We start from the raw sequence: 13040 nt of genomic DNA on the forward strand, positions 1-13040 counted from the left end.
TAAAAAATCCTTTCTAATCCTTTTTCGGACGGCTTTTTGCCAAGATAAACACCGGCTCCAGCTTTCCTTCATTGTATAGGAAAGAAAGCGCCGTAATCGGAACGGTGCCGCCTGCAAAGAAGCTCATCGACATTTGTCCTAAAATATCATACCCTGATTCATTCCGAATGTCAGCAAGTATCAGAACGTCCTGATGCGGAACAGAGATCGCTAGCTCACCTTTAGCATTTTGTTTATACTCATTTAAAATGGCTTCGTTCAGAATCCGGCTAGCGTCGTAACCGTCGTTTGCTCTAAAGAAGTAAAAGAGATTGCCGGCAACAGTATCCTCTTTGACAACCGTCGGCAGGGAGCGGAGGTTAAACGCAGCCGTTTCTCTGATACGCTCCTTCGTCCAGTTTTCTTTCTCCAGCATGCGCTGATCAATTAAACGATAGGTTTTGCCCAGATCAAGCGCGTAATAAATTCTTGTTTCTGCGGTATGCTCGTCATAAATAAGCGGAATCTCTTCGCTGGACTTGTCCGGAAAAGAGGTTGAGCGGATGACCGGATAAATACGGCTTTCCTTCCCGGTTATTTCCTGCGACTTTCCTTCCATAGCTGCCATGGCTTCTGATACATAATAAACGATCTCGTCAATGGCTTCGTCTTTTTTCAGTTCCCATTTTGCAATAATCGGCGGCAGGTCAAGCGTAATTCCTTTTTTAGTTGTTTCATCCTCAACACGGAGGGTGTCTTTTTCTCTGTCAAATAAAAAGGAGCGATTCTCGTGCTGAAGGCGCTGTTTCAATATGTCTGACAGCTTCCTTGAGGTCATTTTCAAACCGGATATCCTCCTTTACGCTTTTGCGAGAGAGTCAGTTAAAAACTGTTCAATTTCTTCTTTTGTTTTACGGTCTTTGCTCACAAAACGATTCACTTCTTTTCCTTCATTAAACACAACAAAGCTTGGAATGCCGTAAATCTCCCACTCTGCGCATGTATCAATAAATTTGTCGCGGTCTACATAGTAGTAAGTGAATTCAGGAAAATCTGCTTCCAATTCCGGTAGAAAAGGCTCTACAAAACGGCAGTCCGGGCACCAGTCGGCAGAAAACATAAATACAGCCCAATCATCCTTTACCGCTTTTTCCAGTTCTTGCGTTTTCTCGATTTTTTTCATCACATATCCCTCCAGTTGTTTATGTTCTTACATGTTAATTTATCGATACTCGTCCATTTGGATCATACCAAACTGCTTGCGGCAAAACCACTTATATGCAACGAATGAATATGTAAGATAAGCTTTCCCATTATCATTATCATATTTTATTTGCATTATCAAGCACGTTTCGTTTAACATTTTGTACATGAGGGTAAAATTGACAAATGGACATACAAAAGGAGGGATCCCGTTTGGAGTTTATCGTCTATTTAGCCGGGGAAATCCATAGCAATTGGCGTGAGGAAATCAAGGAGAAAACAAAATCACTGAAGCTTCCGATTACGTTTGTCGGCCCGATGGAGCACCACGACCGTTCGGACAATATCGGAGAAGAAATTATGGGCGCTCAGCCAAACGCAGTCTATAAGGACGACAAGGCTTCTGATATCAATAACTTCAGAACGGCTGTCTTGATGAATAAAGCAGACTTTGTGATTGCCTTGTTTGGCGAAAAGTACAAACAATGGAACACAGCAATGGATGCTTCCTATGCTATCGCAAAAGGTAAACCCCTGATCATTATTCGTCCTGAATCGCTCCATCACCCATTAAAAGAGCTTTCAAACAAAGCGAATATTACCGTTGAAACGGTGAACCAAGCGATTAAAGCACTTTCGTATGTATTTGAAACAAAATAAGAAAAAAGCTTGTCGACATGGCTTACAAGCCTTGCTCAACAAGCTTTTTCTACAGGTTTTACATATTTTCTTTAATTGCTTCAACCGTCTGCTTGTCACAGGCAGTTACGAGCTTTATCAGCATTTCTTTTGCCGCGGCGTAATCATCAATATGGATAATAGACGCATTTGTATGAATGTAGCGGGAGCAGACTCCGATAACTGCCGACGGAACGCCGCTGTTTGAAATATGCACTCTGCCTGCATCTGTACCGCCGCCGGAAACAAAGTATTGATATGGAATCTGATGCGTTTCAGCCATATCCAAAACAAATTCTCTCATTCCTCGGTGCATAACAGTTGTTCTGTCAAGGATGCGCAGCAAAAAGCCCTTCCCAAGCTGCCCAAACTGCTGTTTATCGCCGCTCATGTCGTTTGCCGGACTGGCGTCAAGCGCGAAGAACAAATCCGGTTTGATCATATGAGACGCTGTTTGCGCGCCTCTTAAGCCGACTTCTTCCTGAACGGTTGCGCCAGCGTAAAGCGTATTCGGCAGTTCTTTTCCTTGCAATTCCTTCAGCAATTCAATGCTCAATCCGCAGCCGTACCGGTTATCCCACGCTTTTGATAATATTTTCTTTTCATTGGCCATAATGGTAAACGGGCATACAGGGACTACCTGCTGGCCCGGTTTAATACCGATTTTGATGGCGTCTTCCTTATCATCTGCTCCGATATCAATCATCATATTTTTGATATCCATCGGACGGTTTCGCTGAGCATCTGTTAACAGATGCGGCGGTATGCTTGAAATAACCCCCGGAACAGGGCCGTTATCTGTTTGTATTTCTACTCTTTGCGCCAGCAGTACCTGACTCCACCAGCCGCCGAGCGTTTGGAACCTCAGTAATCCGTTATCTGTAATGGATGTCACCATAAATCCGACTTCATCCATATGTCCAGCCACCATGATTTTCGGCGCGTCCTCTCCGCCTTTTCTGACTCCGAAAACACTTCCCAGTCTGTCCTGAACGATATCATCGGCATATTTGGCAAGCTCCTGCTTCATAAACGCACGGACCTGATGCTCATTGCCCGGCGCTCCGGGAAGCTGCGTCAGTGTTTGGAAAAGCGCTTTCGTTTCTTGATTCATGTTTTCCCCTCATTTCTATGTAGTTCTTTTATTTTATTAGAAAAAATTCTGTTTTCCAAGCACTCTGATTGAATCTGCTCAATGAGCCGCGTATCGCTTAACAGGATTTGGCGGTTTCTGTATAATGAAAGTACGATCAATCAGGAGGTGCTTTATTTTGAAATTGCGTCATCTTCTTTTAGGAGCAGGACTTGGCATTTGTACGGCTGTTGTTGTGAAACAATATGTGATGAAGCCTTATATTTCTTCAGAAAGAGCGCTTCGTATCGTAAAATCCGCTTTTAAACAGCGTGGGCCGATTGATGGATCATGGATCTACACCCAGCCGGAGCCCTACAATGTGAATGGGGAAACCGTGCAGGTGTACAAGACCGGTGTTACACGGTCAGCTTTTGGAGAACTAGAGCAATATGAAGTGATGGTGGATGCGAAAACGGGGAGAATTGTAGATGTCATTGATACAATCGCGTCTTAACACCGGACAAGCGTAAAAGAGAGGAGCCGCTGCCCATGCAGCGGCTCTTTATATTATATCGCTCGAATCGGTTTGTATACCGGATACCACATCGCGTCCTGCACAGCCTGAATGATGTCCTCAGGCTCTTCAGTGGCCACGCCTTCCTTAATGGCGGTTTTAGCAACTTCAACTGCAACCGTTGCCGATACAGTCCGTAAATCTTCCACCTTCGGAAGCATCGGTGCGCCAGGCACTCCAACATTGACCATACTTGCGATCGCACGGGCACACGCTTCAAACATGCTGTCTGTAATCAATTTTGATTTGGTGACAATTGTACCAAGCCCAAGCCCCGGGAAGACAAGTGCGTTGTTGGCCTGTCCGATATGATACGTCACGCCGTTATAATCCACAGGCGGGAACGGACTGCCTGTCGTGATAAGCGCACGGCCTTCCGTCCATTCAATTAAATCTTGCGGTTTTGCTTCAGAAAGAGTCGTCGGATTCGACATTGGCAAAATCGCCGGCCGTTTTACGTGTGAAGCCATTTCTTTTACAATTTCTTCAGTAAATGCACCGGAAACTGTTGATGTACCGATGAGAATCGTCGGTTTCGCCTGACGGACCACCTCAAGGAGATCAATACCTCCGCCTTCTCCGTTGCGCTGATAATCTTTCACCTCATCAGCCTGACGGGCATAAGACTTTTGAAAATCAAGAAGCTGATCCATATCATCTGTTAACAGCCCGTTCCGGTCTATGCACCAAAAGCGCTGGTATGATTCTTCCTCACTAAGCCCCTCGCCCACCAATGCTTCACGCAGCTGTTCAGCAATTCCGATTCCGGCCGTACCCGCCCCGAATATCACGACTCTGTGATCCTTCAGCGGCACTTTTGATGCTTTTGCGCAGGATAAAACTGCCGCAAGTGAGACAGCGCCTGTCCCTTGGATATCATCATTAAACGTACACACTTTATCTTTATAGCGTTTCAGGATGCTGCGCGCATTTTTCGCTCCGAAATCCTCCCAGTGAAGCAATGCATTCGGGAATGTCTCTCTCGCAAGTGAGACATATTCATCAATAAATTGGTCATAGCGTTCACCGCGCACTCTGGAATGCTGGTTGCCGACATAAAGCGGGTCGTTCAGGAGGCTCTCTTGATTTGTGCCCGCATCCAAAACGACAGCCAGCACTCTGCTTGGATCAATTCCCGCAGCTGCCGTGTATACTGCAAGCTTGCCAATTGATATCGCGATACCGCCTACTCCCCAGTCTCCGATTCCTAAAATCCCTTCCGCATCGGTTGCCACAATTAAATCAATGGCATCACTTTTGTCTTTAAACTGTTTAAAGGCCTCTTTCATTCCTTCCGGGTCATCAATTGACAGATAGAGCCCTCTCGGCTTCCTGTATTCATGGCTGTATCTCTGAATGGCCGTACCTACTGTCGGCGTGTATACAATCGGGAGCATTTCCCCTAAGTGGTCATTTAACAAACGGTAAAACAGCGTTTCATTTCGATCGTGCAGTGCTGTCAAATAAACATTTTTACTTAAATCATCCGGCTGTGAGGAAAACTGTTCGTACGCTCTTTTTGCCTGTTCATCAATGGTTAATACCTTCGGCGGCAAAAAGCCATTCAATCCGAGCGCTTTTCTTTCCTCCTTTGTAAAAGCTACTCCTTTGTTCAAAAAAGGAACAGAGAGTACTTCAAGGCCTCTTAATGTTGTCTGAATTTCTCCTTCGTTCGTTACTTCGAATTGTTTCACCCTGCCTCTTCCTTTCTGAGCATAATTAGTACTAGGTTTGCTTTATTAGCCGGAAATCATGCAGGGTAAACATGAAAATATGCTATTGTTTCTTTCGTTTGAGTGATTCTGTAATCCTTTCGTCCCCATCCCATTTCAATGCGCGATATTCGGCATCATGATAAAAAATAAACCATGCGTCTTTTTCCGCTGCATACGCCTGCCACTTTTGCTTTTGCGGTATAGAGGTCATCGGATAATCATCATAAGCCAGCACCCATAATGGATTGCGGTGGGCGTGTGTCGGCATCAAATCCGCCATATGTACCGCGGTTTCACCCGCATCCTCACATACAAGAACACAGTGGCCGTCACTGTGGCCCCCGGTATGATGCAGTGTAACCCCCTCTGTTATGGTGCAGGTGTTTTCAAAGGTTTTCACTTGGGCGGCAACAGCCTCCCAGTTTTCTTTCCAGTAGGTATTTTTCGATCTGATATTCGGATGGCGCATTTCATACCATTCAACAGATGAAGCATAAATAACGGCATTTGGAAAAACCGGAACCAGTTTATCGCCTTCGTATTCCGTCAATCCGCACGCATGATCAAAATGAAGGTGTGTCATGGCGATCACGTGAATATCTTCAACTGTTAATCCGAGCGCTGCTAATGATGTTTTCACATTGGATTCTTGAGTCACACCGTAGTTTCTTTTTTGTTTTTCAGTCAGCTTGCCGGACCCGATACCGGCATCGACGATCACGTTTTTCCCGTCCTTTTGAATAAGAATCGGATCTGTCCTTAGTTCAATCTGGTTTTTTTCATTGATTGGATATTTTTTTGACCATAACGGCTTTGGAACAACACCAAACATGGCTCCTCCGTCCATGTGAGTCACCCCTCCGTCAAGCCAGGTTAACGTCGTGTTTCCAATTTTCATCGTTTCCATCTTCATCCCCCCCTGTCATCATCGTAGCAAACAGCGCATAAAAAAAACAGACTCCTGCGTCAGAGTCTGTTTTACGCTCTCCATTCAACTTCAGCCCGATAAATCGGCTGGCCGAGTGCTGAGAATTTTTCTTCATATTCTGTCATGATGTTATCTTCCATATCGCTGTTATGCAGATCAAGACTGACATATGTCAGCAGCAATCCGTATTCCGAGAAGCTTTTCAGCGAGTACTCAAACAGACCGCGGTTGTCTGTTTTAAAATGAATTGCTCCGCCTTTCCCCATCACTTCTTCATATTTCTTGATAAAATGGGAATACGTGAGACGGCGTTTTTCGTGGCGTTTTTTCGGCCAAGGATCAGAAAAGTTTAAGTACACCCGTTTGACTTCACCCGGCTCAAACACGTCTGTCAGCATGTCCGCGTCTATATTCAAAAGTTTCACATTCGGCGCTTCGCTATCTTTTACTTTCTGGACAGCAGTTACAATGACGCTTTTAAATAACTCAATGCCAATATAATTAATGTCGGGATTTTGTTTGGCCATTCCGGAAATAAATTGCCCTTTTCCTGTACCGACCTCGATATGGATCGGATTGTCGTTGCCAAACACTGTATTCCATTTTCCTTTATAATCAGCAGGATTGCTGATGGCAATATCTGCGTTTTCAGCCAAAAAGTCATCAGCCCAAGGCTTGTGGCGCATTCTCATATGATTGACACCTCTATCTATTATTTCGACTAACAACATACCATGAATTAAAAAGACCCGCAAGCTTGTTTTTAAAGGTGTGCCTTCACATAAAAAAAGAGGTTCCCGTCTGTCGGAACACTCGTGTCTCATGCATAAAACCATCCTGTTTTGAACAATTTAACCCGTAAGATACTGAAGGGATGTGTACCGTTTTATGGGTTTAAATTACGAGAATCAAGTTGATCTATTGAAGGACATTTTGACTGACCATCAATTAGACTGCTGCGGAACCGTCGCAGAGTACGAACAGCTTGAACGTGTGATTAAATCGCTGATGGCAAACACCGAGATCGATTCACACTTAAAAAACGTGCTGGAAGATGTGTACCGATACAGCCAATCAGGAATATCGTCCAAATCCATCGACTCACACATACAAGAGCATCAGAACAGCTTGTCTCAATGGGTAGAGGAAATGGATTCATATTCCTGATTATTGAACAATCCGCTTCATCAGCATATGCAGTTCTTCCATTGCATCATGGAATTCTTTATCGTTTCCTTTGGATTTATGCCAGGCAATGTAAGTGATTGTTTCAGATAGCACATACCATGCCATTCTTAACCGAAGGCTTTCCGTTAACTCGATGCCGTACATGCCCAGCCAGCTCTCCCAAGCTGGCTTTTCAACGTAGTGGTACAGCAATGGCCCTAGATCCATCGCCGGGTCAGCGATCATGGCGCCGTCCCAGTCAATTAAATACAGCTGATTGTCTTCAGACAATAGCCAGTTATTATGATTGACATCACAATGGCAAACGACTTTCTCACCGAAATGCACTTCATGCAGATGATCTTCTAAATACGTAATCCCTTCTTGAATCAGCGGCGAAGTTTGCTGCACAGCAAATACAGCCTGTTTAAGCTGAGACAGCAGAGCCCCTGGATTCAGCGGTTCCTTTCCAAGTCTCTTCAGCATGTCCAGCAAGGCCTTTGATGTGTGTATTTTACGAAGCAATTCAGCAACGGACCGTCCGCTCATGTCTTTCGGCTTCAGCTCTCTGCCGGTCATCCAGTGCTGGGCCGTAATGACATCCCCATTCTCCATCCGTTTTGTCCAAACCAGCTTAGGAACAATGCCTTCGGCGGATAAAACAGCTAAAAAAGGTGAGCTATTACGTTTTAAAAAAAGCTGCTGCCCGTTATGTTTCGCATAATATGCATCTCCTGTAGCTCCTCCGGCGGGGAAGATCTCCCAATCGCTACCTAGTAATTGTCCCAACCAGTTCATATCAATGTTCAACCCATCATTTCTTAAAATATTTTAGAATAAGGCCTATTCGTCTTCAGTGTATCCAGCGAATGCCTTTTTCGTACGAATCGTATGAAAAATAAAAAAGACAGCTATTGAGAGTCTCATATGCTAATCAATAGCCGTCTTTTAAATTTTAGCGCTATAGCACAAACTTCGTCAAGCAAAACTCGTAAGATCTCATGCTAAATATAAGATAACCGTTCCAATGCCGTTTACAGCAACCGCTTTCTTGATTTCTCCCGGATCAGCGCAAAACCCGTCAGTATCACATAGAAGCCGGTAAGCCTTATCTTTCGGCAGCTGCCATGTAACAGAATCAGGGCTGGCATGATGGATGACAATGATTTCTTCCCATTCGTCGATTGCGCCGAGGCCAAACAGCCGGTATACAATAAGGTGCTCTTTGAGAGCCAGGCATTCAAGGCTGCGCTGAATATCCGCTGATGACGTAAGCCGGAATGCCGGATGCGCTTTTCTGAGCGAAATCAGCCTGCGGACATAATCAGCATCTTGCTTGAATGTTTCACGCCGCGACCAGTCCAGCTGGTTGATGCTGTCACTGGATTGATAGCTGTTTTCCACCCCCTGCTTCGTCCGGAAAAATTCCTGTCCGCTGTGAATAAACGGAACTCCCTGGGCCAGCAGAATGATTGCAGTCGCCAGCTTTTGCCGGCTTCTCTTTCGGCTGTCACTTTCTTGTGGAAGCGCGAGGCTCATTTTATCCCAAAATGTGTGGTTGTCATGCGACTCTACATAATTGATAGATTGGCTCGGCGCCGACACAAGCGGAGCGGTCTCTTTCCATCCGGAAGATCCGGCAATCCCATGCATGACTGTTTCCGCTTTTTCGCCGTTCCCAAGGGCAAAACCCGCTGCCGCGATTTGAAAGGTATTCCCTTTAACAGCGTCACGAAACGAATCATTAAAAAAACCGACGCCCGGCATTTTTGAGGCATTCGCCAATGTCGCTTTCTGATCAGGCGGCAGCGGTGTTGCCAAATCCCAGCCTTCCCCAAAGAGAAGGATTCCGGGCTTTACCTCAGATGCTTTTTCTTTTATATGAAGAACCGTTTCGATATCCAAAATGCCGAGCAGATCAAAGCGGAAGCCGTCGACATCGTATTCCTTGAGCCAATACATGACGCAATCCGTAATGAATTTTCTCGCCATCCGCCTTTCTGAGGCGATGTCATTCCCGACGCCGGTGCCATTTGAAGGCATCCCGAATTGATCATGCCGGAAGAAATAACCGGGCACCGTTTTTTCAAAGGGCGAGTGCTCTCTTTGGTATACATGGTTATAAACAACATCCAGGATGACACGCAGGCCATGCCGATGCAGGGTGTGAATCATTTGTTTAACTTCTTTGTTTCTTGTCTGAGGGTCGTGAGGATTGGAGGCATAGCTTCCCTCCGGGGCGAAAAAATGAAGCGGATTATAGCCCCAATTGTAGGCGGCAAGCGGGGTTTCTTCATCAACTCCGGCATAATCGTTTACCGGCAAAAGCTCGATATGCGTAACGCCAAGCTCTTTTAAATAAGAAAGTCCTGTAGAACTGCCATTTTTCGTTTGAGTGCCAGTTTCAGCAAGCGCCGCATACTTCCCCTTGTTCTTCATACCGCTGTTTCCATGAATGGAGAAGTCACGGATGTGCATCTCATAAATAATGGCATCAACGGGGTCTGAAAATGGTGTAAGCGAAGGAGCCGAGTTTGCTTGATCTGGGCGTAGCACGACCCCCTTCTCTCCGTTGACCGTCACAGCCTTTGCATACGGATCCACCGTTTCTGTCCATTCTAAATTGTTGCAGATCCGGTACACATACTCATAGCCGTGCAGATCTCCAGCCACTGTAACGGCGTATACTCCATTTTCCATTCTTGTCATTTGGAACGTATGCCCGCTTTTTTCGGGATGCGACAGCTTGACGGCAGCTGACGTCGCAGCAGGCGCCCATACTTTAAATTCAGTATAATCCGAAGTGTAAACAGCTCCGAGCTCTCCGTCATAATAAAATGCAGCATCAAACGGGTCCGTCCTGATCACCGCCCCGATTTGGAGATCCGTTACTCCGCCGCAGGATGCTTTGACATAATGCGTTTTCCCGAAAGTGACCGGCTGCTCAGCTACACATACATACTTGTATTTCCCTTCTATTTTCCATTCCTGCGTGACTGTCAGAGGAATTTCCCCTGTATCTGTCTCTAACTGAAAAGGCGGCGTAAAGGTATCTTTTTGATCAGCAGGGATCAAAACCGTAATGATATTCATTTCATCGGCATACGCTTCAAAGCGGCGTTGGATACTGACCATCAGAATCTCTCTCCTCCAAAAACGTTTATGTTTTGATCCGTAACGGTGAGGGGCTCGATGCCAGACGGAATGGGGTTGTACCCATGATTTCTCCGTCAGCATGGAACGGAATTTTGTCCTTCGTGTAAAACAAAATGTCTTTCGCTTTAAACATCGTCACGCCGTCCATTTTGGTGTGTTTTCCAAATGTCATCAAGCATAAAAACCAATACTTTTTCAAAAACGGCAGATTCTCAACAATGATGATATCAAATGCCTGTTCGCGAGGATTCGCAAGCGGGGCCGCCTTCATGCCGCCTCCGTAAAACGGATGATTGGAGACGACCGCAAACCAGACATGATGAAATTCCTGTGTCTCTCCTTCAATTGTACAAGCCAACGAAAACGGCCTAAAGGTAGCCGACGCGTACAAATGGGATAGCGGATAGACAAGAAAGCGGAGGCGCAGAAAATGGATCGCCCGTTTGAATGGAAATTCTAATGCCTTTTTATTGACGTATGCGTCAAAGCCGATTCCGATATGATTCAAAAAATAAAGAACCTGCGATTTATCCTGAAGCAAATTAACGCTTCCTAAATGAAACGTTCGCGTTAACGGACGCTTCAGCTGTCTGATTTCCTGAATCAGGTCTATTTTCTTAATCGAGAATCCTCTGGAAAAATCATTGTACGCGCCAGCCGGCACAAAACTCAGTTCGATATCATCAACATCTTTCAGTCCGTTGACGACTTCGTGCATCGTTCCGTCTCCGCCAATAACAATCAGGCGTTTCAGCTTATATTCCTGCATCGTTGAAATTTGCCGGGCGAGAACCTCGGCGTGTCCCGGATGCTCAGTTAAAAATGAGCGGTGCTCAATCTTTCGTTTCAGTAATTCCTTTTGTATCGACTTCCAAACACGCATGCCTTTTCGGTGCCCTGCTGCCGGATTAATAATAAAAAACCATTGGCTCATCTTTCTCACCTGCTTATGTTATGAGAAAACCGCTCAAATCGTTCTGCTTTACTCCAGCCACTCTTGCCTGCGATAGGAGTCTGACAGGCAATAAGACAACATAGCCTTTGCAGCCTTTAATTGATGATGTTTTATCGGAGCAGTGTTTTTCTTCTGCTTCTCCATCCATTCCGCCAAGCCCCGTTTGTCCACTATTTCCAGACCGTACGGCGGTTCGGGGTAATCGATGTATGACGTTCTGCTCAGGAGTAATTTCGATACCGGAATATCAGCGCCTTTTTCCTTTACGATCTTCGACACAACAGATCCCGTCCGAAACAGACTCAACGCCGGATTTAATACCGATTCAGTCTGAGAGCCTGTTTTCTTCTCCCAAAAACGATGTTTAGATCCTATGTACACACTGTCTTCCTCTGCATCTATAAAAGAAACGCAGTAAATGTCAAGAGGTGAAATGATCACTATGCTTAATTCTACTGCCGCTTGCTGAATTTTGAGCACAGGCTTATACATAATAAAATAAGAATCTGGAAGCTGCTGGGCCAGAAAAAGCAAAATGCGGTCCTGCTTCACCTGGTTTGACAGATTTGACATCTCGGAAAGCGTAGAGCTTGCCCATTTGAGCTGAAATTCATATAAATGTCTTTTATAAAAGGAAGCAAGCGCCATCCTGCTTTTCGGCAGCCTTACATTTAGATCGTCTTCTTCCTCAAACCATTGGTGTCTCTCTTCTTGTATATCGGCTTCTATCTCTTCTTTTTTTCTTTTCAATGAAAATTTCTTACGTTTCTGCACCGGTTCCGGCTGTTCAGCATTGGCTTGTCTTTCTTCATGCTGGCGCTCCGCTGCTTCTAATAGTGAAAGCCAGCGCTCTTTTTTCAACCGTATAAACTGATTCATATAATGGTACGGATCAAGTTCGTATCTCGATATATAATCATATATTTTGATGATTTGTGCCATTTTGTTTCTCCACTCCGCATGAATTAAGTTAAAGGAAATTTGAATTTTTCCTCATATTTTGGTGATTGATTTAAGTGTATCTGAAATAGTGAAAATCGTTCAATAGCCGTTGAAACTTCACCGCTTTTAAACGGGACATGCGCCGGAAATCCCTCTTGACCTGTCCATTTTCTTGCCAGCGTCATATGGGGATGATACGCTCTCTTTTCCACTTTAAAGCCTGCTTGAAGAACAGCTTGTTTTGTATGCGCCCTCAGTGTTTCGAGCGCTGTATTCTTCTTCGGCTCCAAATGCAATACGCGCGGCTGCCTTCGGTCTCCGAACACATCTATTTTGTCAAATTCAATTGTAAACGGATTGGCATCTAAAGCGATCTCGGCAAGCGAGCCTTCAAGCTGATTGATTTGCGCTTCATCCGCCGCACCGAGAAAAAGTAACGTGATATGGTAGTCAAGCGGGTGCACCCATTTTTGAAATGTGAGCGCTGGCTCGTTTTTTGCAGCCTGGTAAATCGGATTTGCAATTTCCGGCGGAATGGGCACGCCGATGAAATAATGAGGCCGGATATCTGACATCCGTCTGACACTCCCTTCTTTGATTGCTATTATTTTATCAATAAAGAGGCTGCGCGAATAGAGGAACCGCATATGAAAACACTCTCGCGCAAA

The 13040-nt window shown here is 45.2% G+C and carries 15 protein-coding genes; 3 read left to right on the plus strand and 12 right to left on the minus strand.

Annotation, left to right across the window (positions count from 1 at the left end; genetic code table 11):
- Positions 1-13 precede the first annotated feature (13 nt).
- From HC660_RS14930 to HC660_RS14940, 3 genes are read right to left on the minus strand one after another with little or no spacing between them, the layout of a single operon-like run.
- On the minus strand, positions 14-823 hold the full coding sequence (locus HC660_RS14930; RefSeq protein WP_026014592.1) for a DUF1444 domain-containing protein: 810 nt from the start codon (positions 821-823) through the stop codon (positions 14-16).
- 15 nt (positions 824-838) lie between these two features.
- Positions 839-1162: a thioredoxin family protein gene (locus HC660_RS14935; protein WP_168748538.1), complete on the minus strand. Its 324-nt coding sequence runs from the start codon at positions 1160-1162 to the stop codon at positions 839-841.
- Positions 1163-1201: 39 nt separating this feature from the next.
- Positions 1202-1318 (minus strand): hypothetical protein, encoded by a 117-nt coding sequence (locus HC660_RS14940; RefSeq protein ID WP_125825412.1) that lies wholly within the window; start codon positions 1316-1318, stop codon positions 1202-1204.
- A gap of 77 nt (positions 1319-1395) precedes the next feature.
- Here HC660_RS14940 and HC660_RS14945 point away from each other — a divergent pair, with 77 nt between their 5' ends.
- Positions 1396-1842, plus strand: a complete 447-nt coding sequence (locus HC660_RS14945) for a YtoQ family protein (RefSeq protein WP_010331514.1) — start codon at positions 1396-1398, stop codon at positions 1840-1842.
- A 58-nt stretch (positions 1843-1900) separates the two neighbouring features.
- On the opposite strand, the gene HC660_RS14950 is transcribed toward HC660_RS14945, so the two are convergent.
- The gene (locus HC660_RS14950) at positions 1901-2974 is read right to left on the minus strand and encodes a M42 family metallopeptidase (protein ID WP_168748539.1); all 1074 of its coding nucleotides are present in this window, start codon (positions 2972-2974) and stop codon (positions 1901-1903) included.
- Between the two features lie 157 nt (positions 2975-3131).
- Between HC660_RS14950 and HC660_RS14955 the strand changes: the two genes are divergently transcribed.
- Positions 3132-3449 (plus strand): PepSY domain-containing protein, encoded by a 318-nt coding sequence (locus tag HC660_RS14955; RefSeq protein WP_010331516.1) that lies wholly within the window; start codon positions 3132-3134, stop codon positions 3447-3449.
- Positions 3450-3502: 53 nt separating this feature from the next.
- On the opposite strand, the gene HC660_RS14960 is transcribed toward HC660_RS14955, so the two are convergent.
- The 3 genes from HC660_RS14960 to trmB form a co-directional block, all read right to left on the minus strand.
- On the minus strand, positions 3503-5203 hold the full coding sequence (locus HC660_RS14960; protein WP_168748540.1) for an NAD-dependent malic enzyme: 1701 nt from the start codon (positions 5201-5203) through the stop codon (positions 3503-3505).
- Positions 5204-5285: 82 nt separating this feature from the next.
- The gene (locus HC660_RS14965; protein ID WP_168748541.1) at positions 5286-6131 is read right to left on the minus strand and encodes a YtnP family quorum-quenching lactonase; all 846 of its coding nucleotides are present in this window, start codon (positions 6129-6131) and stop codon (positions 5286-5288) included.
- 71 nt (positions 6132-6202) lie between these two features.
- Positions 6203-6844, minus strand: coding sequence for a tRNA (guanosine(46)-N7)-methyltransferase TrmB (gene trmB, locus HC660_RS14970; protein ID WP_168748542.1), 642 nt, complete (start codon positions 6842-6844; stop codon positions 6203-6205).
- A 196-nt stretch (positions 6845-7040) separates the two neighbouring features.
- Here trmB and HC660_RS14975 point away from each other — a divergent pair, with 196 nt between their 5' ends.
- A complete protein-coding gene (locus HC660_RS14975) occupies positions 7041-7319 on the plus strand; it encodes a YtzH-like family protein (protein WP_010331520.1) in 279 nt (92 codons plus the stop codon).
- Here the strand turns inward: HC660_RS14975 and HC660_RS14980 are convergent, their stop codons facing one another.
- The 5 genes from HC660_RS14980 to thpR form a co-directional block, all read right to left on the minus strand.
- Complete coding sequence (locus HC660_RS14980) at positions 7320-8117, minus strand: phosphotransferase family protein (protein WP_168748543.1); 798 nt, start codon at positions 8115-8117, stop codon at positions 7320-7322. It lies immediately after the preceding gene.
- Positions 8118-8318: 201 nt separating this feature from the next.
- A complete protein-coding gene (gene pulA, locus HC660_RS14985; RefSeq protein ID WP_168748544.1) occupies positions 8319-10454 on the minus strand; it encodes a type I pullulanase in 2136 nt (711 codons plus the stop codon).
- A 25-nt stretch (positions 10455-10479) separates the two neighbouring features.
- Positions 10480-11409 (minus strand): YegS/Rv2252/BmrU family lipid kinase, encoded by a 930-nt coding sequence (locus HC660_RS14990; protein WP_168748545.1) that lies wholly within the window; start codon positions 11407-11409, stop codon positions 10480-10482.
- A 48-nt stretch (positions 11410-11457) separates the two neighbouring features.
- Positions 11458-12372 (minus strand): hypothetical protein, encoded by a 915-nt coding sequence (locus HC660_RS14995; RefSeq protein ID WP_029441391.1) that lies wholly within the window; start codon positions 12370-12372, stop codon positions 11458-11460.
- Between the two features lie 23 nt (positions 12373-12395).
- Entirely contained in the window at positions 12396-12947 is a 552-nt protein-coding gene (gene thpR, locus HC660_RS15000) for an RNA 2',3'-cyclic phosphodiesterase (RefSeq protein WP_168748546.1), read from the minus strand.
- Positions 12948-13040 lie beyond the last annotated feature (93 nt).

This window comes from Bacillus mojavensis, from assembly GCF_012648005.1.
Lineage (GTDB): Bacteria > Bacillota > Bacilli > Bacillales > Bacillaceae > Bacillus > Bacillus mojavensis.

Coding starts and splice junctions, on each gene's coding strand:
- HC660_RS14935 (WP_168748538.1), bottom strand. CDS start 1,162: ATGAAAAAAATCGAGAAAACGCAAGAACTGGAAAAAGCGGTAAAGGAT.
- HC660_RS14940 (WP_125825412.1), bottom strand. CDS start 1,318: ATGCAAATAAAATATGATAATGATAATGGGAAAGCTTATCTTACATAT.
- HC660_RS14950 (WP_168748539.1), bottom strand. CDS start 2,974: ATGAATCAAGAAACGAAAGCGCTTTTCCAAACACTGACGCAGCTTCCC.
- HC660_RS14965 (WP_168748541.1), bottom strand. CDS start 6,131: ATGGAAACGATGAAAATTGGAAACACGACGTTAACCTGGCTTGACGGA.
- trmB (WP_168748542.1), bottom strand. CDS start 6,844: ATGAGAATGCGCCACAAGCCTTGGGCTGATGACTTTTTGGCTGAAAAC.
- HC660_RS14975 (WP_010331520.1), top strand. CDS start 7,041: ATGGGTTTAAATTACGAGAATCAAGTTGATCTATTGAAGGACATTTTG.
- HC660_RS14980 (WP_168748543.1), bottom strand. CDS start 8,117: ATGAACTGGTTGGGACAATTACTAGGTAGCGATTGGGAGATCTTCCCC.
- pulA (WP_168748544.1), bottom strand. CDS start 10,454: ATGGTCAGTATCCAACGCCGCTTTGAAGCGTATGCCGATGAAATGAAT.
- HC660_RS14990 (WP_168748545.1), bottom strand. CDS start 11,409: ATGAGCCAATGGTTTTTTATTATTAATCCGGCAGCAGGGCACCGAAAA.
- HC660_RS14995 (WP_029441391.1), bottom strand. CDS start 12,372: ATGGCACAAATCATCAAAATATATGATTATATATCGAGATACGAACTT.
- thpR (WP_168748546.1), bottom strand. CDS start 12,947: ATGTCAGATATCCGGCCTCATTATTTCATCGGCGTGCCCATTCCGCCG.